Origin of the sequence: Flavonifractor sp. An10 (assembly GCF_002161215.1) — a bacterium.
GTDB lineage: Bacteria > Bacillota > Clostridia > Oscillospirales > Oscillospiraceae > Flavonifractor > Flavonifractor avistercoris.
Window position 1 is genome coordinate 206772 of record NZ_NFMB01000006.1, and the last position, 21551, is coordinate 228322.

General features: G+C 63.4%; 19 protein-coding genes. 4 read left to right on the forward strand and 15 right to left on the reverse strand.

The window, feature by feature from the left end; all coding sequences use genetic code 11:
• Nucleotides 1-9: 9 nt before the first annotated feature.
• On the reverse strand, nt 10-1605 hold the full coding sequence (locus B5E42_RS12240; protein ID WP_087240041.1) for an ATP-binding cassette domain-containing protein: 1596 nt from the start codon (nt 1603-1605) through the stop codon (nt 10-12).
• Between the two features lie 151 nt (nt 1606-1756).
• On the opposite strand from B5E42_RS12240, the gene B5E42_RS12245 reads away from it, so the two are divergent.
• From B5E42_RS12245 to B5E42_RS12265, 4 genes are all read left to right on the forward strand, one after another.
• A complete protein-coding gene (locus tag B5E42_RS12245; RefSeq protein WP_087240044.1) occupies nt 1757-2335 on the forward strand; it encodes a DNA-3-methyladenine glycosylase I in 579 nt (192 codons plus the stop codon).
• The gene (locus B5E42_RS12250; RefSeq protein ID WP_087240046.1) at nt 2332-3141 is read left to right on the forward strand and encodes a putative RNA methyltransferase; all 810 of its coding nucleotides are present in this window, start codon (nt 2332-2334) and stop codon (nt 3139-3141) included. The genes B5E42_RS12245 and B5E42_RS12250 overlap by 4 nt, the downstream gene beginning before the upstream one ends.
• Before the next feature lie 1087 nt (nt 3142-4228).
• Nucleotides 4229-4420 (forward strand): YlcI/YnfO family protein, encoded by a 192-nt coding sequence (locus B5E42_RS19985; protein WP_087240050.1) that lies wholly within the window; start codon nt 4229-4231, stop codon nt 4418-4420.
• Nucleotides 4410-4688, forward strand: coding sequence for a hypothetical protein (locus B5E42_RS12265; RefSeq protein WP_087240053.1), 279 nt, complete (start codon nt 4410-4412; stop codon nt 4686-4688). The genes B5E42_RS19985 and B5E42_RS12265 overlap by 11 nt, the downstream gene beginning before the upstream one ends.
• A 40-nt stretch (nt 4689-4728) precedes the next feature.
• On the opposite strand, the gene B5E42_RS12270 is transcribed toward B5E42_RS12265, so the two are convergent.
• From B5E42_RS12270 to B5E42_RS12335, 14 genes are all read right to left on the reverse strand, one after another.
• Complete coding sequence (locus B5E42_RS12270) at nt 4729-7182, reverse strand: M20/M25/M40 family metallo-hydrolase (protein WP_162613978.1); 2454 nt, start codon at nt 7180-7182, stop codon at nt 4729-4731.
• 247 nt (nt 7183-7429) lie between these two features.
• Nucleotides 7430-8377: a hypothetical protein gene (locus B5E42_RS12275; protein WP_087240057.1), complete on the reverse strand. Its 948-nt coding sequence runs from the start codon at nt 8375-8377 to the stop codon at nt 7430-7432.
• Nucleotides 8378-9199: 822 nt separating this feature from the next.
• Complete coding sequence (locus tag B5E42_RS12280) at nt 9200-9745, reverse strand: 2-oxoacid:acceptor oxidoreductase family protein (RefSeq protein ID WP_087240059.1); 546 nt, start codon at nt 9743-9745, stop codon at nt 9200-9202.
• Between the two features lie 13 nt (nt 9746-9758).
• Entirely contained in the window at nt 9759-10496 is a 738-nt protein-coding gene (locus B5E42_RS12285; protein WP_087240061.1) for a thiamine pyrophosphate-dependent enzyme, read from the reverse strand.
• A gap of 1 nt (nt 10497) precedes the next feature.
• On the reverse strand, nt 10498-11580 hold the full coding sequence (gene vorB, locus B5E42_RS12290; protein ID WP_087240063.1) for a 3-methyl-2-oxobutanoate dehydrogenase subunit VorB: 1083 nt from the start codon (nt 11578-11580) through the stop codon (nt 10498-10500).
• Nucleotides 11581-11594: 14 nt separating this feature from the next.
• Complete coding sequence (locus B5E42_RS12295; protein WP_087240065.1) at nt 11595-11798, reverse strand: ferredoxin family protein; 204 nt, start codon at nt 11796-11798, stop codon at nt 11595-11597.
• A gap of 4 nt (nt 11799-11802) precedes the next feature.
• Entirely contained in the window at nt 11803-12510 is a 708-nt protein-coding gene (locus B5E42_RS12300; protein WP_087240067.1) for a hypothetical protein, read from the reverse strand.
• A 69-nt stretch (nt 12511-12579) separates the two neighbouring features.
• Complete coding sequence (locus B5E42_RS12305; RefSeq protein ID WP_087240069.1) at nt 12580-13851, reverse strand: SLC13 family permease; 1272 nt, start codon at nt 13849-13851, stop codon at nt 12580-12582.
• Nucleotides 13852-13911: 60 nt separating this feature from the next.
• Nucleotides 13912-14817, reverse strand: coding sequence for a hydroxymethylglutaryl-CoA lyase (locus B5E42_RS12310; RefSeq protein WP_087240071.1), 906 nt, complete (start codon nt 14815-14817; stop codon nt 13912-13914).
• Nucleotides 14818-14829: 12 nt separating this feature from the next.
• Complete coding sequence (locus tag B5E42_RS12315) at nt 14830-16047, reverse strand: CoA transferase (RefSeq protein ID WP_162613979.1); 1218 nt, start codon at nt 16045-16047, stop codon at nt 14830-14832.
• Nucleotides 16048-16277: 230 nt separating this feature from the next.
• A complete protein-coding gene (locus B5E42_RS12320) occupies nt 16278-17636 on the reverse strand; it encodes a DHA2 family efflux MFS transporter permease subunit (RefSeq protein WP_162613980.1) in 1359 nt (452 codons plus the stop codon).
• On the reverse strand, nt 17629-18213 hold the full coding sequence (locus B5E42_RS12325; protein ID WP_087240078.1) for a TetR/AcrR family transcriptional regulator: 585 nt from the start codon (nt 18211-18213) through the stop codon (nt 17629-17631). Before B5E42_RS12325 ends, B5E42_RS12320 begins: the two co-directional genes overlap by 8 nt.
• A 153-nt stretch (nt 18214-18366) precedes the next feature.
• The gene (locus B5E42_RS12330) at nt 18367-20277 is read right to left on the reverse strand and encodes a sigma 54-interacting transcriptional regulator (RefSeq protein WP_162613981.1); all 1911 of its coding nucleotides are present in this window, start codon (nt 20275-20277) and stop codon (nt 18367-18369) included.
• Between the two features lie 64 nt (nt 20278-20341).
• A complete protein-coding gene (locus B5E42_RS12335; RefSeq protein ID WP_087240082.1) occupies nt 20342-21415 on the reverse strand; it encodes a DUF6076 domain-containing protein in 1074 nt (357 codons plus the stop codon).
• Between the last annotated feature and the right edge of the window lie 136 nt (nt 21416-21551).

Consider the following 21551-nt stretch of genomic DNA (forward strand, 5'->3'; position numbering starts at 1 on the left):
TGGTTCGGATTACTGGGCGCTCTGGCTCTCCAGATACTCGTCGTAGGTCATCTTCCGGTCGATGAGCTGCCCCTCGGGGGTGAAGTCGAACACCCGGTTGCACACGGTCTGGATGAGCTGGTGGTCGTGGGAGGCCACCAGCACGTTGCACTTGACGGCCTCCAGGCCGTTGTTCAGGGCGGCGATGGACTCCAGATCCAGGTGGTTGGTGGGCTGATCCAGCAGCAGCACGTTGGCCCCGGAGAGCATCATGCGGGAGAGCATGCACCGCACCTTCTCGCCGCCGGAGAGCACCTTCACCGGCTTGTACACCTCGTCCCCGGAGAAGAGCATCCGGCCCAAAAAGCCCCGGAGATAGGCCTCGTGGGGGTCGGAAGACCACTGGCGGAGCCACTCCACCAGGTTGTCGTCGCAGTCCTGGAAGAACTGGGTGTTGTCCTTGGGGAAGTAGGAGAAGGTGGCGGTCTGGCCCCACTTGACGGTGCCCTCGTCGGGCTCCATCTCGCCGGTGAGGATCTGGAACAGGGCGGTGTGGGCGTTCTCGTTGTCGCCCACGAAGGCGATCTTGTCCCCGTGGCCCACGATGAAGCTCACCTTGTCCAGCACCTTCACCCCGTCGATGGTCTTGCTGACGTCGGTGACGAACAGGATGTCCTTGCCCACCTCCCGGTCGGGGGAGAAGGCCACCCAGGGGTAGCGGCGGGAGGAGGCGGGGATCTCCTCCAGCGTGATCTTCTCCAGCAGCTTGCGCCGGGCGGTGGCCTGCTTGGACTTGGACTTGTTGGCGGAGAAGCGGGAGATGAACTCCTTGAGCTCCTGGGCCTTCTCCTCGTTCTTCTTGTTCTGGTTCTTCATCAGGTTCTGCATCAGCTGGGAGGCGTCGTACCAGAAGTCGTAGTTGCCCACATACATCTTGATCTTGTTGTAGTCGATGTCCACGATGTGGGTGCAGATGGTGTTGAGGAAGTGCCGGTCGTGGCTCACCACGATCACGGTGCCCTCAAAGTCCAGCAGGAAGTCCTCCAGCCAGTTGACCGCGTTGATGTCCAGGTTGTTGGTGGGCTCGTCCAGCAGCAGGATGTCCGGATTGCCGAACAGGGCCTGGGCCAGCAGCACCTTCACCTTCAGCCGGGGATCCAGGGTGGCCATGGCGCTCTGGTGGTACTCGGTGCCCACGCCCAGGCCCTGTAGGATGCGGCTGGCGTCGCTCTCCGCCTCCCAGCCGCCCAGCTCGGCGAACTCCTCCTCCAGCTCGCAGGCCCGGATGCCGTCCTCCTCCGTCATCTCCTCCTTCTCGTAGAGGGCGTCCTTCTCCTTGCCGATGTCATAGAGCCGCTGGTTGCCCATGATGACCGTGTCCATCACGTTGTAGGCGTTGTAGGCGTTCTGATCCTGCTTGAGCACCGACATGCGGGTCTTGGGCAGAATGGACACCTCGCCGGAGGTGGGCTCCAGCTGGCCGGAGAGGATCTTCAGGAAGGTGGACTTGCCGGCGCCGTTGGCGCCGATGATGCCGTAGCAGTTGCCCTTGGTGAACTGGAGATCTACGTGGGAAAAGAGGGGCTGGCCGCTGTAGGCCAGGCCCAGATCGGAAACTGTAATCATGTCGTACTCCTTATGATTGATAAAAACGGAACATTACCATGCGGAGCGCATTATACCATAGATCCCCCGCGGGGGCTAGAGAAAAAATGGACAAGACCGCCCTTTTGTGGTGTAATAGATTGCATAAAGGAGCGCAAGGAGGTAAAAAGCGGTGGATGAGACGAGACGCTGCCCCTGGGCGAAGTCAGAGCACGAGGCCGCCTACCACGACGAGGAGTGGTGCCGGCCCTGCCGGGACGACAAGGCCCTGTTCGAGCTGCTGGAGCTGGAGGGCTTCCAGGCGGGGCTGACCTGGCGGCTGATCCTGGAGCGGCGGCAGGCGCTGAACGCCGCCTTCGCCGGGTTCGACCCGGCGGTGCTGGCGAACTGGGGGGAGGCGGAGATCGCCGCCGCTCTGGCCGCGCCGGGGGTGATCAAAAACAGGAGCAAGGCCCGGTGCGCCGTCACCAACGCCCGGGCCTTTCTGCAGGTGCAGGAGGAGTGGGGCAGCTTTGCCGGCTACCTGTGGCACTGGGTGGACGGCGTGCCGGTGGATCACAGGCTGGAGCGGACGGAGGACATGCCGGCGGAGGACGACCTGTCCCGGCGGGTGAGCGCCGATCTGAAACAGCGGGGCTTCCGCTTTGTGGGGCCGGTGATTATCTACTCCTACCTCCAGGGGGCGGGGCTGATCAACGACCACCTGGTCACCTGCCCCTGGCACGACCGGGTACAGGAGGAGATGCCATGAACAGCCTGTTCGTCTGCCCCCACTGCGGCGGCCCTCTGGAGCGGGGGGAGCGGGCCTACGCCTGCCCCCGCGGCCACAGCTTCGACATCGCCCGGGAGGGGTACGTCCATCTGCTGCCCGCCAACCGGAAGCACGCCAAAAACCCCGGCGACGACAGGGGCATGGCCGCCGCCCGGAGCCGCTTCCTGTCCAAGGGCTACTACGCCCCCCTGCGGGACGCCCTGTGTGGGCTGGCCGGGGCCTGCGCCGGGCCGGGGGAGGGGGTGCTGGACTCCGGCTGCGGCGAGGGGTACTACACCGCCGGGCTGTGGGAGGCCCTGGAGCGCCCCCGGCTGGCGGGGGTGGATCTCTCCCGGCCGTCGGTGCGCCTGGCCGCCCGTCGGGTGCCCGGGGCGGAGTTCGCCGTGGCCTCGGTGTACCACCTGCCTCTGGCGGATGCCTCGGCGGGCCTGGTGCTCAACTGCTTCTCCCCCCTGGCGCTGGAGGAGTTCCGGCGGGTGCTCCGCCCCGGCGGCGCCTTCCTCTATGTGGTGCCGGGGGCCGGGCACCTGTGGGAGCTGAAGCAGGTGCTCTACGACAGCCCCTACCCCAACAAGGAGGAGAACATCCCCTATGAGGGGTTCTCCTATGAAAGGGTCGTCCCGGTGGAGACCGTGATGGACGTGGCCGGGGAGGATCTCCGCGACCTGTTCCAGATGACCCCCTACTACTGGAAGACGCCCAAGGCGGGGGCGGAGCGGCTGGCCGCCCTGGACGGCCTGCGGGTCAGGGCGGAGTTCCGCATTCACGTGTTCCGGAAAGCCTGACGGCCCCAGTGTCTCCGCCGCGCGTGCGCCGTCTGCCGGGCCCGTAGGGGCGGATATCATCCGCCCGAAGCGTTCCCCCGCTGGGGGGAAGGTGGATGACCGAAGGCCAGACGGATGAGGGGTTCCCCCGTTCCCACGCCGTGGTGCCCCCTGCGGGGCGCGCCGCTTTTTTGAAGGTGGCTTCGCTGGATTTTTATCGGAAGCGCCCCCGGCGCCTCCGACGCGGCGGGCGCCCCCATTTCTTCCCGAAGAAATGGGGGGAAAGAAGGGCCGGGGGGCTTCGCCTATTTTGAGGTGGCTTCGCATTGATTTTCATCGAAGGCGCCCCCGGCGCCTTCGACCCCAGCCCCCCAATACGGGGGCTCATGGCGGCGGTGGGCTGTACGCACAGGGCAGAGACCGGGCGTGCATTGCCGCCCGCATCGTCGGCACAAGTTGCGGATCGCTCGCTTCGCCGCAAGCGGCAAAGCTCGTTCCCTCCACTGTGCCTCCTCTCCCCACCGAACCCGCTTCGCTGGGCTTCGGCGGGGGCCCCGTTATTGGTCACGTTACAGGCGCTGCCGCGCCTCGGGTGGCACGCATCGGGGTTACCCTGCAAGCCCTGAGAGCAGCTGCGCTGTACCGGCTTGGCCCGCCGGGCCGCCGTCGGTACCATGCCGCTGAAATACCGGGGCGGTTGCTGTGGCTTGGAAACGGCGCGCCGGGGTCGTCGCGCCTCACGTAGGGGCGACCCGTGGTCGCCCGCCCCGAGCGGCGGCCCCACGAAGTAAGGCCGCCGCCGAACGTTACCTGTAGGACAGCTTGGGGGCATCCAATAGGGAGCCGCAGCTCCCCTGATTGGTCGTTTTAAGGGTGGGTGCAGGGCGGGGAAATCGAAATCCCCGCCCCCTTCTTCCCCACTTTCTTTGGAAAGAAAGTGGGGCCGCCGGAGGCCGGTGCCTCCATGGGGCGGGCGGATGATATCCGCCCTACAGGCGGCGCGTCAAGGATGCCGCGCCCTACAACGTCCCGTGTCACACAAAATGTCCCACAATGTGTGGTGCTTACAAACGCCACAATTTGCCATACATTAAACTTGGTGATTTGTATGGCAAGAAAGTTTCAACTGCCTTCGGTTCCAGAGACAACCCCGAAAAACATCCGTTTTCCAAATGAGATTATCCAGCAGGTGGATGAGGCGATCCAGGGCACCAACGTGACCTTTTCCCGGTTTGTGATAGAGGCCACCCGGGTGGCGCTGGAGAGTATGCGGGAGGAGGACGGCGAAGATGAGAGCTGACTGGGAAACCGCCTTTGAAAACTGCCCGCCCTATGGGGAGGGCAAGGGAGCTTACACCCAAGAGGACTTCAAGTGCATGATGGAGATGGAGCGGAACATGGAGGCCCTTCTGCACTGGCTGGAGTCGGAGGGCAGCTTTTTCCTGGATCAATATCTGAGCTGCTACCGCCAACATGTCCGCCGCCAGTGCCGGTATTACTTCTACCGGGGGATGCTCCATGGCACCCGGGAGGCCCTGGACGTGTGGAGCGAAGAGCACGGGGGCTGATCTCCGCCTCCGGAAGCCGACCGGGCATGTCAGGAGATGGTCAGCGGAGCGGGCTGTCCCCCTCCGGCCAGTCCAGACCCAGGTTCTGTCGGATGGCGGCGCGCAGGGCCGCCATGTCCGGGTCGGCCCAGAAGAAGCGCAGCTTCTCCTCCGCCACGGTGCTCCCCTGGGGCTGTCCGCCCAGGACAAAGACGGCGAAGGTGTCGGCGATGTCCTCGTGGAAGTAGTTGGCGCCGTAGCGGCTCACGTAGTGGGTGGGGTTGGCGTCGTAGTCCCCCACGCCGGTGTCCCCCAGATCGCTCCAGAAGGCGTCGTAGAACCCCTTGCGGAAGGAGCCCTCAATAAAGGTGGCCGGGTCGTGGGTGCTGTCGCCCTTGGTCAGATCCACCTGGGTCTCGTCCTCCAGCAGCACATGGCCGTACTCGTGGAGGATGGTGTAGGTCAGCTTGCTCCAGTCCCGCTTCTCCCCGTTCTCGTCGTACACGTCGTAGTAGTCGATGCTGATGGCAAACCGGGTGTTATCGGAGACGCCGTCCACCTGCACCGGGGAGGTGTAGGCCAGGATGTTGCTGGTGCCGTCGGTAAACAGGTTGAACTGGGCGATCTTCTGCCGGGCCTCCAGGGGGAGGATGGAGCACAGATAGTCCCACACCAGGGCGTCCTCCGGGTCGGTGATGCTGGCCTGGCCGCCGCTCACCGGGTAGGAGGAGAGCACGTTGGTGATGCCCACGGAGTAGTTGCCCACCGTCACCAGGCAGCCCGCCTCGTCGCTGGAGAGGGTGATGTACTTGCTGTAGACCGGGTCGGCCCAGCTGGCCTGCCCGTCCTCCTGGGAGGTGGGGGCGCCGTACATGGCCTCAATGAGCGTCCGTACCTGCTCCGCCGTGCAGCCGGTCTCCTCCGGCCGGATTTCGATGCGCTCCAGGAAGCCGTTACGGTACTGGTAGTAGGTGTTCATGGGGGTCTCCCCGTCGAACCAGCGCATGGAGTAGCGGTAGCTCTCATACACGTCAGTCCAGCCCTCGCCGGAGATCTCCCAGGTGTCCGCCAGCTCCCCGGCGGCGCCGATGTAGGCCTCGGTGTCGGCCCGGGAGCTGCTGAAGTAGATCACGTTCTGCCGGGTCTGGCGGTAGGTGCAGCCCTCCCCCTGCTCCCGGGCCAGCGCCCGGCAGGAGCCGGTCTCAGGGGAGCAGATCTCCGCCGCTGCGGCCACGGCGGTCTCCGCCGCGCCTGCGATGGCGTAGGGATTCAGCTGCTCCGCCGTGTCCGCCGCCGAGTGGTACAGATAGCCCTGCCCGTCCTGCATCAGCAGGACGGAGGGCACGCCGGCCAGCTGCAGGGAGGCGTGGTCGCTGGCGGTCTCCGCGTCCCGCGCCAACTCCGGATCCTTCTCCTGGAGCAGGTCGCTGACCCAGTTGGCCTCCCCGTCCATGGTGCACACCAGGGTGCCGCCGGAGCCCAGGCCGCCCAGCATGTCAAACTGGATGGCCCCGATCATCCGCCCCTTCTCCTCCTCCGTCAGGGCGGCGGTGTAGGCCCGGGAGCCGTTCTTGCCGTTCTCCTCGTCGGTGAAGCTGATGAAGCGCAGCTCCGTGTCGGTGTCCGCGTCCTTCAGCGCCTCCGCCGCGTAGAGCAGGGCGGCCGCGCCGGAGGCGTTGTCATTGGCCCCGTAGGCGGTGGGCACGCTGTCGTGGTGGGCGGAGAGAATCAGAATATCGGCGTCAGGGGAGGACGCCTCTTTCACAGCGACGACATTGTTCCCGGAGCGGCCCTGGCTGTCGGTGTAGGGCTGGAGGGTGACGGTGTAGCCCATGGCCTCAAAGCGCCCCTTCAGGTACTGGACGGCGTCCGCCTCCCCCTGGGAGCCGATGGGCCGGTGGGCGGCGGTGAGGGCCTCCAGATCTGCCCGGAGCCGGGTCACATCGGGCAGGGTGTGGGCCCGCTCCAGCATCACCAGGGCCTCCGCCGCCGTAATCGTGCCGGAGGGGGCCAGCCGGCCGCCGCTCTGCCCGGCCATCACGCCGGCCTGGAGGGCCCAGAGCACCGGCGTCCGGGCCCACTCTCCCACGGCTCCGGCGTCCCGGAACTGATCCAGCCCCTGAACTGCCGCGCCGGGGGAGCCGGCCCGCCGCCAGAGGATGGCGGCGAACTCCTGCCGGGTGACGGAGCGGTCGGGCTCGTATTTTCCGTCCCCCACGCCGGTGAGATAGCCCCGCTCCGCCGCCCAGGTCACCGCGTCGGCGTTGTCACCGGACACGTCGGTGAAGGGGCACTCCCCTGACACCGCGGGCTTCCCCGCCGCCTCGTAGAGCAGCTGGGCCGCCATGCCGCGGGTGACGGTCTCCTCCGGTTGGCTCAGGAATTCCTGGCTGATGGACGCCTCCCGGCCCCAGCTCAGGGCCTCCTCCGCCCAGGCCGGCCAGGCATCCGCCGCCCCGGCACCCTGGGGGAACAGCAGTGCGCCGCACAGCAGCAGGGCACAAATCCGTTTCATAAAACCACCTCGACCACACAGAATGGATTGGTATGATATAGACGCTCCGGCACCCCAAAAAGTTTCCCGCATTCTCGATGAACCCGTGTATGGCCAACCTGTACGCGCTGCCGCAGATACTCGGTGCCGGACGAGAACACCATCTGGGGCGAGAAAATTGCGGACATTACCAGCGCAAAAGCGCGCGGCGCATCATCGCCGCGCGCTCCAGCCTGTTGCTGCCGGGCGCCCCGGGCCGCTTTGCCGCTCAGGCCCCCAGCAGCCGCGCGAATCCTATGGCCGCTATGCAGAGGGTTCCCGCCGCACAGGCCGCCAGCGACAGGATGAACAGGAGGAAAAAACCGATGGGGATGAGAGAGAAGGGGGCGGAGAGCAGCTCCATGGCGCCGGGCCGCAGTGCGCACCCCCCGGTCACGGTGTCGCGGTACAGTGTGTACCGGTCGCCGGGCCTGTATCGCTTGCGGGACATCCGGTGGCTGGGGAACCAATGGAGCTGCTCACCCTCCACGGTGTACTGAAAAAAGGGGTAGTAGCTGACGTCCTCATCGCCGGTCTCCCGCCAGATGATCCCGACGCACTGGGCATCCACCTCCTCAAACCGGTGCAGGACGCGGGCCTTGAGCAGCCAGACCACCGGCTCGGCGGCCGTCCGGAGCAGGGAGGGCATCAGGCCCCGGACACAGGCATAGGCGCAGGCCCCGCAGACCAGCCCGATCAGCGCGCAGACGGCGCTGCCGGCCAGGTTGGGGGCCTCCACACGGTAGGCGGCCAGCTCCGCCAGGAGTCCGAATCCATCCAGCAGCAGAGCCAGCCCCGCCGCGGTGCAGAGACAGCCCAGCGCCGTGAACACGCACCAGTGGGTGCGGGCCTCCTTCCGCAAAATCCACTCCCTGCTGTCCCGGTCAAAGAGGATGGGGAGCTTCTGCCCCGGAACCGGCGCAAGGATGATCCCCGGGAACTGCCGGCGCTCCTCGTATGCCCTGCCCCGGTCGGTGAAGCAGAGCGTGGCCTCGGTGGACGATTTGTGGTCGTTGATCTCCGTTTTCCGCTGCCGCGCCTCCTGATACCGCACGGATTTCACCACGGCCAGCAGGCGGACGGCGCCGCGCCACCGGGCGCGGCGCCGGTACTGCCGGGCGGCCAGACACAGAAACAGGCCGCCCAGGAGCAGGCATGCCGCGATTCCCACTGCCATTGCAGATCCCTCCGATCCCTGTGCTCCGAACGTTCTTCTGGTGTCACAATCATTATACCGGAAGACGCTTTTACGGGCGATACAGGAATCGTCAGCTCTTCGTCAGGTTTCTGTAAAGTTTCCTTCCGCAGCCCTGCAAGCACCCGACGCCCTGCGGGCGAGCCTCAGCAGAAACGCCCGCAGGAGAGAGCCTCCGCGCAGGCGGTGCCCCCCTGCCCAGCGCGTCCGCCGCCAAAGTCATAACCACCAGCTAAGCCGGTGGCTTGAGTTGGCCCTATAAGGGCCTATTACCGGCATGCGTCTCAAGACGCACTGAATTTTATTTCACTCGCATTATTTGCCCCGCAGCCCGTAAACGGGCAACCGCCGTTCTAGGGCTTGTTTGAAACATGTCAACATGCCCCATCGGCGGGCCTTTTGCCCCCTGGACGGCGCAATTTTTCCTTGAAATCCGTCAGGATTCCTGCGAAAAAATTGCTTGCCAGCGGCCCAAAATCCCTCGCCGCTGGACACATCGCCAATTTTCAAACAAGCCCTAACCAAAGCATTTCTTCACTGATAATTTGCTGTTAGCAACTCGCTTCACTCGATGCTTGAAGCTAAAGCTTTTTTACGGGACACCTCCACCGGCAGAGCCGGTGGTTTCCCTACCCAAAAAGAGAAGCTACATTTCAGCCTCGTTTATAAGACTGAAATGTAGCTTCCGGCTTGGTGCGCCTGAAGGGACTCGAACCCACACGCATCACTGCACGAGAACCTAAAGGTGATGTCACCTTAGTGAAAATATACCGTCAATGGCGCCGAAGCGGTTTAGGTTCAGGTTTATCTCTGCCCTCTTCCGATCTCCAGGCCCTTCTCGAAGGCCTGCTTGTTGAGGGGCAGGAGCTTGGGCTTGGAGGAGAGCTTGTGCTCGATGGTCTGCCAGACGATATCGGGGGCGATGACCTCGGTGTAGCCCACGTAGACCCCCAGCATGATCACGTTGAGGACCTTGGCGTTGCCCAGCTCCAGGGCCAGCTCGGTGACGGGGGCCTTCACCAGCTTCACGTCGTCCCGGCCGATGTCGTCGGAGACGATAGAGCTGTTGATGAACAGGGTGCCGCCGCTCTTCAGCTTTCCGATGAACTTGGCCAGGGAGGGGCCGTTCATGACGATGAGGTCGTCCATCACGTCCCCCAGGGGGGCGCCGATGGGCTCGTCGGAGATGACCACGTAGCAGTTGGCGGTGCCGCCCCGCTGCTCCGCGCCGTAGGAGGGGAAGAAGGTGACGTTTTTATCGGTGGAGTTGCAGGTGGCGTCGGCCAGAAACTTACCCAGGGTCATGACGCCCTGGCCGCCGAAGCCGGCCACACACAGGTTGGTTTCCATGTTCTCTCCTCCTTTACCGGTCACGGATGACGCCCAGCGGGAACTCGGGCAGCATCTTTTCCTCGATGAAATCCAGGGCGGCTAGGGCATCCATGCCCCAGTTGGTGGGACAGCTGGTGACGATCTCCACCATGGAGAAGCCCTTGCCGTCCAGCTGGTTCTGGAAGGCCTTGCGGATGGCCTGCTTGGTCTTGTTCACATTGGCCGGGGTGTTGCAGCTGGTGCGGGCCAGATAGGCCGGCGCGGTGAGCTGGTTGAGGATCTCGCACATGTGCATGGGGTAGCCGTGCTCCTTGGGATCCCGGCCCATGGGGGCGGTGGAGGCCTTCATGCCCACCAGGGTGGTGGGGGCCATCTGGCCGCCGGTCATGCCGTAGATGCCGTTGTTGACAAAGATCACCGTGATGTTCTCCCCCCGGTTGGCGGCGGACATGGTCTCCGCCAGGCCGATGGAGGCCAGATCGCCGTCCCCCTGGTAGGTGTACACCAGGGTGTCCGGGTTGGCCCGCTTCATGCCGGTGGCCACGGCGGTGGCCCGGCCGTGGGGGGCGGTGGTGTTGTCGTAGGCGATGTAGTCCATGTGCAGGCCGCAGCAGCCGATGCCCAGCACGCAGGCGGCCTTCTCCACCACGTTCATCTCCTCCAGCACCTCGCCGATGAGCTTGATCACCGTGGAGTGCATGCAGCCGGGGCAGAAGCCGGAGACCTTGTCCTCCTGGATGGTCTTGGTTCTCGAATAGATCAGTTCCATCTTACTTCCCCTCCACGATTTTCTTGGCCGCGGCCAGCACCTTCTCGCGGCTCATGATGTTGCCGCCGGAGCACAGGCAGGTCTCGATGGGGCAGCGATCCTTCACGCCCACCATCACGTCCTTGACAAACTGGGCGGGGATGGACATCTCCACATCCAGCACGGCCTTCACCCTGCCGTAGTCGATGTGGTCGTAGGCGGCGTAGGGGAAGGGGTTGACGGTGATGGGGCGGATCAGGCCGGCCTTGATGCCCTGGGCCCGGAGAATGTCCACCGCGGATTTGCAGATGCGCCCGGAGATGCCGTAGCCGGTGAGCACCACTTCGGCATCCTCCAGCCGGTACTCCTCCACCTGCACGTCCTTCTGCCAGGACCGGTAGAGCGCGGCGGCGTCCTCGTTGGCCTTCTGCATGTCCTCGGTGCGCCAGTGGCCGGGCTCGATCCAGGAGCGGTGGGCGTAGTCCAGCGGGTGGCCCACGCAGGCCCAGCTCTGCTTGGAGGCCTTGATGGCTGCCACCTCCTCGTCGCTCTTCATCTCAGGCAGCACCACCGGCTCCATCATGGTGCCGATAACGCCGTCGGCCAGGATGAGGACGGGGTTGCGGTCCCGGTCGGCGTAGTCAAAGGCGGCGTAGGTCATGTCCACCGCCTCCTGGACGGAGGAGGGGGCAAAGACCAGCATCTGGAAGCCGCCGTTGCCGCTGGCCTTGGTGGCCTGGAGGTAGTCCATCTGGGCGGGCTGGATGGAGCCCACGCCGGGGCCGCCCCGGGAGATGTTGGCGTACACCATGGGGATGCGGGCGGCGGCGCAGTAGGAGATGCCCTCGCTCTTCAGGGCGATGCCGGGGCTGGAGGAGGAGGTCATGGAGCGGGTGCCCATGGAGGCCGCGCCGTACACCATGTTGACGGAGGCCACCTCCGACTCGCCCTGGACAAAGACGCCGCCCACCTCGGGCATGCGGCGGGAGAAATACTCGGGAATTTCGTTCTGCGGGGTGATGGGGTAGCCGGCGAAGAACCGGCAGCCCGCCCGCACGGCCGCCTCGGCAATGGCCTCGCAGCCCTTCATGAATACTCTTGCCATGTTGTCTTACCCCCTTATTTGTACACGTTGATCGCGCCGTCCGGGCACATGCGGCCGCAGATGGCGCAGCCGATGCAGTCCTCCGGGCGGGCCGGGGTCACATACTCGTACCCCTTGGAGTTGACCTTGGTGCCGATCTCCAGCACGTGCTTGGGGCAGAATTTCACGCAGTAGCCGCAGCTTTTGCACCGCTCGGCCACAATTTCCACTTTTGCCATATCGTCAGGCTCCTTCCTCAAGCGGGCCGCCGGCGTTGAGCCAGGGCTCGGAAAAATACAAGCGCAGGGGGAACAGCGGGAGATCCACCCGCCCGGCCAGGCTGGGACACAGCTCCTCCGCCGCGCAGGCGAAGCGGATGGGCCGGTAGGGCTCCACCAGCTCCTTTACCCTCCGGTGGCCCTCCAGGAACTCCTGGGCCGTTGTGCCCGGGCCGGTGTTGGGGTTGCTGACCAGGTGGAGCTGGTCCAGGCGGACGTGGGATACCCCCAGGATCTTCCCCAGAGTCTCGTCGATCTGCTCGATGGCCTCCATCCAGGGGCGGTAGGCGTTGAGCACATAGAGCACCGCCGTGTCCGGCCGGTTGAGCAGGGGTGCGTACCAGCCCACGGCCCGGGCGCCGATGTAGTCCCCGCCCACGTCCAGCACCGTGCAGGCGTTTGGATCCCGCAGCAGAGGGGACACGCCGCCTGCCTGGGTGGGGGCGTCCATGAATTGCTCCTCAAAGTGGCAGACGACACCGCTCTTTTCAAACACCCGGGCCTGATCCCGGGAGCGGAAGAGGGGCTTGGTCATGTCCAGATCAAAGAAGTGGACGGGCTTCTCCTGTTCCGAGGCCAGGCAGAGGGCGAAGTTGATGGACAGCTCGCTCTTGCCGCTCCCCGCGCCCCCCAGAAATACATAATTTTTCTTGCCCGGTATGGATACGTTCATGGTTTTCCGCCTCCTGACACGGGGGAAAGGCATTCGCCTCTCCCCCGCGCGTATGGTCTATTTCCCGTCTTACACGGGGCAGAGCAGGTTGGCCAGGGGGTTATAGAACACCAGGCCACAGATCATCAGGACCACCACATTGACAAAGGAGACAATCAGCAGCTGGACGAACACCTTGTTCTGATACTCCTTGGTAAACTCATCCTTCAGCTCACTGCCCAGGGCACCCATGATCAGGGCGCCGCCGGTGGACATAGGCGAGGTGCCGGCCAGGGCGCCGCCCGCCGCCACGGCGGACATGAGGGCCACCGGGTTGACGCCGCCCACCTGGGCCGCCAGATCGGCACACATGGGCATCATGGTGGGATAGACCACGCTGAGGGCGGAGCTGACCAGGCTCAGCAGGCCGGCGGACAGGCCCATCAGCGGTGTGGCGCTGAGGGAGTTCATAACGGAGGCCAGGGCGTCGGTCATCAGGGAGATGCCGCCCATGAGATCCACGATGTTCAGCAGAGCGCCCACACACAGCACCATGATGATGGTGTTCCAGGGCATGGCCTTGATGCAGACGTTGTCATCGGCCACCCGGAAGAGCAGAAGAATCGCCGCTACGGACAGAGCCGCCATACCGATATTCACGCCCACGAAGATGATGAGAATCAGCATCAGCAGGATACCGCCCAGGGCCGCCAGCTGCTTGCCGTTGAATTTTTCGGCAACCTGCATCGCCACGCCCTCGGGAGCCTTCACCTTGTAGCCTTTGAACATGATGAAGAGAATCACACAGACGATGATGCTGGTGATGGCGGTGATGAGCATGATGGCCGGGTTGGCAAAGTGTTCAAAGCCGCTCTCATTCACCGCATTGATAATGATGGCGCCCTCCGGTGTCAGGGGGGAGAACCGGCCGGACAGCATACCGGAAATGCCGATCAGGGCCATCATCAGGGGATTATAGCCGGTCTGCCGGGCGATGGACACCGCCAGAGGCGGGATGATGGCCAGCACGGGTACGCCGCCGGGGCCCACAGCCACCAGGACGAAGCCGGTGATGGGGATCAGGATGGGCAGCAGCCAGATGCGCTTGCCGGCCAGAGCCACGATCTTCCGGGCCAGCAGATCCAGTGCGCCGGTGTTGGTGACAATGGAGAACAACAGGGTGATTCCCACCAGAGTGGTGAACAGGGAGACGCTGACACCGGCGATCAGATCATTATCAGACAGGCCGAATACCCGGACAGCGATAACGCCCAGGGCCATGGCCAGGACACCGATGTTGTTTTTCCGTACGAAAGCCAGGATAATGGCCGCAAAGAAGAAAACGATAGACAGGATTGCCATAATTGTACCGCCTCTCTTTATACTCGCCCCTCAGCCGAGGAGGCTGTGTTTTGGGTAAACTCAGCTGTGCCTGCACACCGCGCCCTGGCAACTGACCACGGCGGCCTGGATCTCGGCCGCCATCTCGGCGGCAGCCTGGTTGGCCAGCTCCAGATTCAGGCCGGTCTCAATTCCCATGGCGTGCATGAAGTAGATCAGATCCTCGGTGGCTACGTTGCCCTTGGCGCCGGGCACAAAGGGGCAGCCGCCCATGCCGGCCAGGGAGGAGTCGAACAGGGTGATGCCCTCCAGCAGGCCCACATAGGCGTTGGCGATGGCCATGCCGTAGGTGTCATGGAGGTGGAGGGAGAGCCGGTCTACGTCGGCGCACTCCTTCACGGCCCGGATGACCCGCCGGGTGTTCTCCGGGGTGCTCAGGCCGGCGGTGTCCGCCAGGCCGAACTCCTCCACACCCACGCTCTGGGCCTCCCGGATGATCCAGCGGATGCGCTCCAGGGGCACCTCGTCCCCGAAGGGGGAGCCGAAGATGCAGGGGATGCCCAGCACGATGTGCAGGCCCTGGGCGTGGCTGGCCAGCTCCTTGAAGGCATCCATGGACTCCTGAATGGTACGCCGGGAGTTGCGCAGGTTGTGCTCCTCGCTGGCGGAGAGGACAAAGTTCACATTGTGAACCCCGGCGGCCCGGGCATCCTCCACGCCCCGTTTGTTCAGGGCCAGGACAAAGGCGGTGACACCCTTCTGATCCAGGTAGTCCTTCACGCCCTGAAACACCTCTTTGGCATCCCCCATCTGTGGCACGTACTTGGGGCTCACAAAAGAGGTGATCTCCATCTTACGGGCGCCGTAATCCACCATCTTTTTGATGTACTTGATTTTGATGTCGGCGGGAATATGCACTGGGTGGTTCTGCCAGCCGTCTCTGGGGCAGACCTCGGAAACCAAAACCTTTTCAGGCAGCTTGCTCATGATACAACCTCCTCAATTCATGGCGCCGATCTCGCGATAGTGAGCCAGCTGTTCGTCGGTGAAACCCAGCGCCTTGAAGATGTCCTCGTTGTCCTCGCCCAGGTCGGGGGCGGCCTTGTAATACTGGCAGGGGGTTTCCTCCATCTTGATGGGGTTGCCCAGGACCGTCAACTCGGCGGGAGCCTCGGGATGATTTTTGGGCGCGGGCACCTTTACCAGCATCTCCCGTACCTCCACGATGTTTTTGTCCTTGCACACCCGCTCGCAGTTGTAGATGGGGCCCACGGGGATGCCGGCCTTGTCGATGATTTCCACCACCTCATCCACCGTCTTGTCGGAGGCCCATTGGTTAATGATCGCCTTCAGCTCGTCTGCGTTTTTCTTGCGGCTCTCGGTATCGATGTACTTGGGATCCTGGGCCAGCTCCGGCATGCCCATGGCGGCGGACAGGTTTTGGAAATGCTTATCTGTGCCGGAGGCGATGACGAAGTAGTCATCCTTGGCCTTGAAAGAGTCGTAGGGGGCGCTGGAGATATACTTGTTGCCCGTAGGCACGGGAGAGACCCCCTCATAGAGGTACTGCATCATTTTGGCCTCCATGCCGGAGACGATGGAGTCCACCAGGGCCACGTCGATGTGGTTGCCCTTGCCGGTTTCATTGCGCTTATAGAGGGAGGCACAGATGGCAAAGCTCGCATTCAGGGCTGCGAACATGTCACCGATAGCCATGCCGGCCCGGGTAGGCTCAGAGCCGGGCCAGCCGGTAATGCTCATGGAGCCGCCCATGGCCTGGGCGATCAGGTCATAGCCGGGCCGGTGGGAGTTGGGGCCGTACTGGCCGAATCCAGAGATGGAGGCGTAGACCAGACGGGGGTTGAGTTCCCTGCACTCCTCCCAGCCGAAGCCCAGCCGCTTCATAACGCCGGGGCGGTTGTTCTCGATGAGCACATCGGCGGACTTGATCAGCTCGGCAAAGAGCCTCTTGCCCTCTTCCTGCTTCAGATCCAGGGCCACACCCCGCTTGTTGCGGTTCAGATTCTGAAAGTACATGCTCAGGCCGGAATTCTTTTCCTTGGGCCGGGCGTTTCGAACGAAGTTGCCGCCGCTGCGCAGGTTCTCAAACTTGATCACGTCGGCCCCCATGTCGGCGAAATACATGCCCACATACGGCCCCGCCAGGAAGTCGGTGAAGTCAATTACCCGGACACCTTTCAACAGTTGCTCACTCATACAATTCATCCTGCCTTTCTTTTTTGAGGTGGAATCGCTTTCGTCCCTGCTCTTAACGCAAGGGGCGTGCCAAGTCTTTAAACCCTTGCAATGGCAGGGGTTTTGTGGATTGCTTCTTTTTCGGAGAGCCGGAAAATGTTTTATTTAGTTTACGTTAGTTAACGCTATTTGTTGGAGCGCAAAAAAACTGGACCCGCCCCGGTTGGGGGCGGATCCAGTTTTTTGGTGGATTATATGGGCGAGGTTCTACGCCGCAGCCACAGGAGCAGAGACAGCAGTACCGGGGCCGCCGTCAGGAGGGCGGCCGCCCGGAAGCCGGTGAGATCCAGGGTTCCACCCGCCGATACCGCCGTGGCCGCCAGCACCAGCAGCGTGGAGCACAGGGAGCCACCGATCTGCCGCAGGGAGTTCAGGATAGCCATGCCCTGGGATGCCTCGTCCAGAGGCAAGGTGCTAACGGCATAGGCGGTGAGAGGCATGAGCAGGAAGGCCAGTCCGGCGGAGCGGGCGGCATATATCAGGGCGGCCAGGGCCGGGGCGGTGCCGGCGGACACAGCGGCGAACCCCCCAGTGCCGGCCAGCAAGAGCACCAGCCCCACCGCCGCCACCCTCTGAATGCCGAAGCGGTCGGTGAGCCGGCCGGTCACCGGGCTGAGGGCGGCCAACAGCAGAGAGCCGGGGAGCAGCACCAGGCCGGATACAGTGGCGGAGCGGCCGCAGATGGCCTGCACATAAAGGGGAACCAGGATGGTGCCCGAGGTCATGGCGGTATAGGCCAGCACCATCAGGGCGGTGCCCACCACCATGGATCGGTGGCGGAACAGGGCCAGGTGGAGCAGGGGTGCGGGCTCCCGCAGCTGTACCCGGATAAACCAGACCAGCAGTCCCCCTCCGACCAGCAGCAGAATCAGGGTAAGGGCAGCAGACGTGCCCGCCTCTCCCAGCCGGGTCACCGCCAGCATAAAGGTGGAGAAGCCGGCGCCGTATAGCACGGCGGAGCCCAGCCGGAGGGGCGGCCGCCGGGGTACGCCCACCTGCCGAAAGGTGAAGATCCCCGCCGTGGCTACTGCCAGGGCGGCCAGGAGGAGCAGCCAGAACAGGCTGCGCCAGCCGAAAGCGTCCACCAGCACGCCGGCCACAGAGGGCCCCACCGCCGGGGCGAAGCCGATCACGATGCCGGAGAGGCCCAGAGCCCGTCCCTGCTGCTCCGCCGGATAAAGGTGGAGCAGGATCATCTGCAAAACAGGGATCAGTACGCCGGAGCCGCAGGCCTGGATAGCCCGGGCCAGGAGCAGTGCCCAGAACGCCGGGGCTAGCAGGGCCAGCAAGCACCCGCCCACGAAGAGCAGGAGGGACACCTCCAGCAACACACGGGTACGCACCCGCTGAAACAGGTAGGCGGTCAGGGCGGTGATCACCCCCAGGATCAGCAGGTAGATGGTGGTGAGCCACTGGCCCACCAGAGCGCTGATCTGGAACTCCGCCAGGATGACGGGCAGGGCGGAGGTGAGCATGTTCTGGCTCAGGGAGCCCAGGAAGGCCCCCACCATGAGCACCGGGATCATCCACCGGTCTCTGCGCTCACTCATGGAATCCGCCCCCCTCCATGCGGTGGAGCTGCTCCAGCGCGCAGGTAATGAGAAACTCATAGCTCTCCCCGGCGGGTGGCTCCATGTGGCTCAGATAGCCCCGGTTCTCCAGGGTGGCGAATCCGTGCATCAGGCTCCGCAGATACCGCTGGCAGTGGACCTGCTTCTCCGGTGTCAGCTCATAGTCCTCCAGAACCCGCTGTACCGGCCCGGTGATCTGGGCGGCGGCCGCCGCCACCGCTTCCCCCGCCATCCTAGGGAGGGTCAGCACCACCCGGTATACCTCCGGATTGGCGTGGACGTAGTCCCGGTAGGCATGGAACAGGGCGGTCACCGCCTCGTCTCCCGTCCTGCCCTTCAGTGCGCGGTAGAGGGCCCTGTTCATCTCGTCCATCACGTGGCAGGCTACCCGGGCCAGCAGTTCCTCCAGAGAGGAGACGTGGTTATACAGGGAGGCGGACTGGACATGCAGCCTGCGGGCCAGTCCCCGCAGGGAGAATCCCTCCAGCCCCTCCTCCGCAATCAGGGAAACGGCCTCCCGCAGGATGTCCGTCTCCTCCAAGCCCTTTCGGCCCATGGCTGTCCCCTCCCTATAAACTAGCAATGATAGTTTTAAGCGGTCAAAAAAGCGGCGCCGCTCCTTTGACTGGGCACTGCAATTGCCACGCCCAAAATAAACTGCTGATGATAGTTTATCTTATCACAGACGTTCACCCCTGTCAACCACCGGTTACTCCTTCTCCTTCTGCCCCTCCAGCTTCTTGAACAGGGCGGTACGGCTGATTCCCAGGACCTTGGCGGTTTGGGTCTTGGTCAGGCCCCGGTTGAGCAGGGACTGGATTACCAGATTCTCTACCGTCCAATTCAGTTCTTTCAGATCCACACGAAAATCGTCCCCCACGATCAGAGATTCTGCGGCCTCGGCATTCTCGGGGAAGAGGGCCTCCAAGGTATCCGGCCCATCCCCCCGCACAGCATATCGCTGGGCCACATTGCGCAGCTCCCGGACATTTCCCCACCAGTTGTGGGTTATCAGGGCCTTCTCCAGCTCCTGAGACAGCCGAACCTCCCGCATGGGGCGGCCCTGCAGCTCGGAGATAAAGCTGCGGAACAGGTAGAGAATGTCCTTTGGCCTTTGATTCAGGGGCGGGATACGCACCTCCAGCACGTTGAGCCGGAAGAACAAATCCCGGCGGAAGGCGTCCCGCCGTACCATCTGCACCAGGTTCTCGTTGGCGGCGGTGATGATGCGCACGTCCAGAGGGATGATGTAGTCCGAGCCCAGGCGCATGACCTCCTTCTGCTCGATGACCCGAAGGATCTTGGCCTGAGTGCTCAGGGACATGCTGTTCACCTCGTCCAGAAACAAGGTGCCCCGGTGGGCCAGCTCAAACAGGCCGGCTTTGCCCTCCTTTCGGGCGCCGGTGAAGGCCCCGGCCTCATAGCCGAACAGCTCGCTCTCCAGCAGGCTCTCGGTGAGGGCGGCACAATTTACTGCTACGAAGGGGCAGTCCCGCCGGGCGCTGGCGTTGTGGATGGACTGGGCAAAGAGTTCCTTTCCAGTACCGCTCTCCCCGTAGATCGTCACTGTGTTATCACTTTTGGCGCATTCCTGGGCCCATTGGATCAGGCGGCGCATGGAGTCCTCCCGTGTGAGGATGTCGTCAAAGTGGTATTTGGCGGTCAAGCCCCGCTTGCTCAGCTGGAATCTGAGGTTCTTCTCCAACTCTTGAATCTTGGTCACATCCCGCAGGGTGAGCAGGGTGGCGCCCACCGGCACATCCCCGGCCAGATCGGTCACCGGGGCCACCTTGACAGACAGGGTATGGCTGCCGGCCTGTACCAGCTGCTCGGAGCGTTTGCCCTGGCTGTAGGCCTTCTGCACCGCGGCGAACTGGGGCAGGCTTTGACACAGCTCCCGGCCAGCCAGGGCATGGTAGGGCTGCTCCAGCAGTTCCTCCGCCTTGCGGTTGCATAGGGTGACCCGGCTCTTGGTGTCCAGCACCACCACCCCATCCTCCACATTGGCCAGGATGGTGGCAAACTGCTGGGCCTTGGCGGCCTCCTTGTCCCGCTCCCGGAGGATGTGCAGGGCGTTTTCGTAGGACTCCCGCAGGCTGTCCGGGCTGCTGCGCAGCTGGATGGCGTCAAAGCCCCGCGCCGCCGCCGGTGTTAGGGTAAAGCCGCCGCCGATGATCAGAGTGCGCTCCGGGGCCTCCAGGTTTTTCATAAACTCCAACATCTCCTCCACCGGGGAGTAGCGGAAGCAGTGAACCTTCTCCGGCAGCAAGGCCCGGCAGCGGTCGTAGTCGAAGTTCACCCACTCCGACAGCACCAGCCAGATGGCCTCATACCGGTCGATCACCCCGCTCAGCTCCGGCAGGATGTCCTGGGCGCCGATGGTCAGCGCCACCAGCGGCACGGGGATGTTGCTGTCCTGCAGATCATGGAAGCTGCCGCCCCGGGTAATGAGGGCCTGGGCCCCCGCCCGGATCAACTCCTCCGCGGCCTCCAGCGCCTCGTTGGGCCGAACCGTACGCACCAGCACCTCTCCCCGGGCCACTTCCCGGGGAAAGAGCACCTCGCGGACCTGGTTGACCTCCTCCTCGGCAAACAAAATAAAGCCTACGATATGCCGCACTGTCATCCCTCCTCTTTGGACTTAGGAAAATACAATCTGCTTTCCTGCATACGATTTCTCAGATTCAGTTCTGGTTGAGTTTCTGTTTCAACCAGTCTGCAATTTCCGCTTTGGCTTTGCCATCCGCCATCCCTTCATACGCGGCCAGCGCCTGATCCCGCAGCCGCTCTGCCTCCCGGGCCCAGAGGTCAAATTCCGCCCTGCTCATGGTCCCCTTCCGGGTGCGGGCGAAGTACTTCTTATAGGCACGCTGATGGATCTTCCAGATCTCGTTGTTGCGCACCTTGTCCTGGAAGCTGGCGGCAGCGCCGATCTCCCGGCAGGTCTTGTCCTCCTGCCCTGGTGCGGGGCCGTCACAGTAGGAATAGGTCGCCCCCGGCGTCTGTAAAAACCAGCGGCCGCAGTTGGAGCACCGCTTCGGCACAAATCCCTTCTGCATTCCCTTCATGAGTTCCACGTAGACAAAGTCCAGCAGGCGGCCGAAGTACATCCTCTCCACAATCTCCGCCTCCCGGCCCTGACCGCGAAGCCTGTATTGGCTTCTCACCTGCGGTGGATCCACCTCCGGGTTCTCCCCCAGGCTGACGCCGCTGATAAATGCCCCCAGCCCTCGCTCATCTATCTGCTCCGCCAGAGGTTCTTTCCTCTGGCCTTTTTTCTTTTCAAACACCCTGCCGGCAGTCAGCGTGTCGAGAAACCAGGTATACCTCTTCTGGATGAACCGGATATCGTCGAGCTGCTGCTGCATGAAGGAGGGCAGTCTGTCTCTCTCGTCAACCACAAACTCCGCAAAGGTGTCCCGTGCCCCGCCGACGGCAAAGTCCTCCGCCTCCATAGCATCGCAGGCGCGGAAATCCCCCAAATACAGACGGTACAGCGGCAGGGAGCCAAACCCCTTCTTCATCTCCATGTAGGCACGGGGAGCGGCGCCGAGATCCTTCTGTTGGATCACAAAATTCAGTCCGTCCAATAGGCGCTGAAACGGCACGGTGTCCAGGTTGAGAACCTCCGTCAGGACGGCGCCATACGGCTGCGGCTCCGGAGCGGACTCCACCCAGTAGCAGGATGCTCCGAACTCCACCCTGATATTGGTATGGGGCCGGTGCAGATCCAGCAGGTCTTTTCCTAAAATGGCCATAGCTGTCCTCCGCAGTAGATTATGTAATTCCGCCAATATAGTGTATCTTATAAAAGACTACATTATCTATTTACAAATGTCAAGAGCTATGTTAAGATCAAAATAGAAAATGAACATATAAAAAACAAAATCGAAA

Bases quoted from the DNA above. Each gene is read 5' to 3' on its own strand.
- B5E42_RS12240 (WP_087240041.1), bottom strand. From the start codon at position 1,605: ATGATTACAGTTTCCGATCTGGGCCTGGCCTACAGCGGCCAGCCCCTC.
- B5E42_RS12250 (WP_087240046.1), top strand. From the start codon at position 2,332: ATGAACAGCCTGTTCGTCTGCCCCCACTGCGGCGGCCCTCTGGAGCGG.
- B5E42_RS19985 (WP_087240050.1), top strand. From the start codon at position 4,229: ATGGCAAGAAAGTTTCAACTGCCTTCGGTTCCAGAGACAACCCCGAAA.
- B5E42_RS12265 (WP_087240053.1), top strand. From the start codon at position 4,410: ATGAGAGCTGACTGGGAAACCGCCTTTGAAAACTGCCCGCCCTATGGG.
- B5E42_RS12270 (WP_162613978.1), bottom strand. From the start codon at position 7,182: ATGAAACGGATTTGTGCCCTGCTGCTGTGCGGCGCACTGCTGTTCCCC.
- B5E42_RS12275 (WP_087240057.1), bottom strand. From the start codon at position 8,377: ATGGCAGTGGGAATCGCGGCATGCCTGCTCCTGGGCGGCCTGTTTCTG.
- B5E42_RS12280 (WP_087240059.1), bottom strand. From the start codon at position 9,745: ATGGAAACCAACCTGTGTGTGGCCGGCTTCGGCGGCCAGGGCGTCATG.
- B5E42_RS12285 (WP_087240061.1), bottom strand. From the start codon at position 10,496: ATGGAACTGATCTATTCGAGAACCAAGACCATCCAGGAGGACAAGGTC.
- vorB (WP_087240063.1), bottom strand. From the start codon at position 11,580: ATGGCAAGAGTATTCATGAAGGGCTGCGAGGCCATTGCCGAGGCGGCC.
- B5E42_RS12295 (WP_087240065.1), bottom strand. From the start codon at position 11,798: ATGGCAAAAGTGGAAATTGTGGCCGAGCGGTGCAAAAGCTGCGGCTAC.
- B5E42_RS12300 (WP_087240067.1), bottom strand. From the start codon at position 12,510: ATGAACGTATCCATACCGGGCAAGAAAAATTATGTATTTCTGGGGGGC.
- B5E42_RS12305 (WP_087240069.1), bottom strand. From the start codon at position 13,851: ATGGCAATCCTGTCTATCGTTTTCTTCTTTGCGGCCATTATCCTGGCT.
- B5E42_RS12310 (WP_087240071.1), bottom strand. From the start codon at position 14,817: ATGAGCAAGCTGCCTGAAAAGGTTTTGGTTTCCGAGGTCTGCCCCAGA.
- B5E42_RS12315 (WP_162613979.1), bottom strand. From the start codon at position 16,047: ATGAGTGAGCAACTGTTGAAAGGTGTCCGGGTAATTGACTTCACCGAC.
- B5E42_RS12320 (WP_162613980.1), bottom strand. From the start codon at position 17,636: ATGAGTGAGCGCAGAGACCGGTGGATGATCCCGGTGCTCATGGTGGGG.
- B5E42_RS12325 (WP_087240078.1), bottom strand. From the start codon at position 18,213: ATGGGCCGAAAGGGCTTGGAGGAGACGGACATCCTGCGGGAGGCCGTT.
- B5E42_RS12335 (WP_087240082.1), bottom strand. From the start codon at position 21,415: ATGGCCATTTTAGGAAAAGACCTGCTGGATCTGCACCGGCCCCATACC.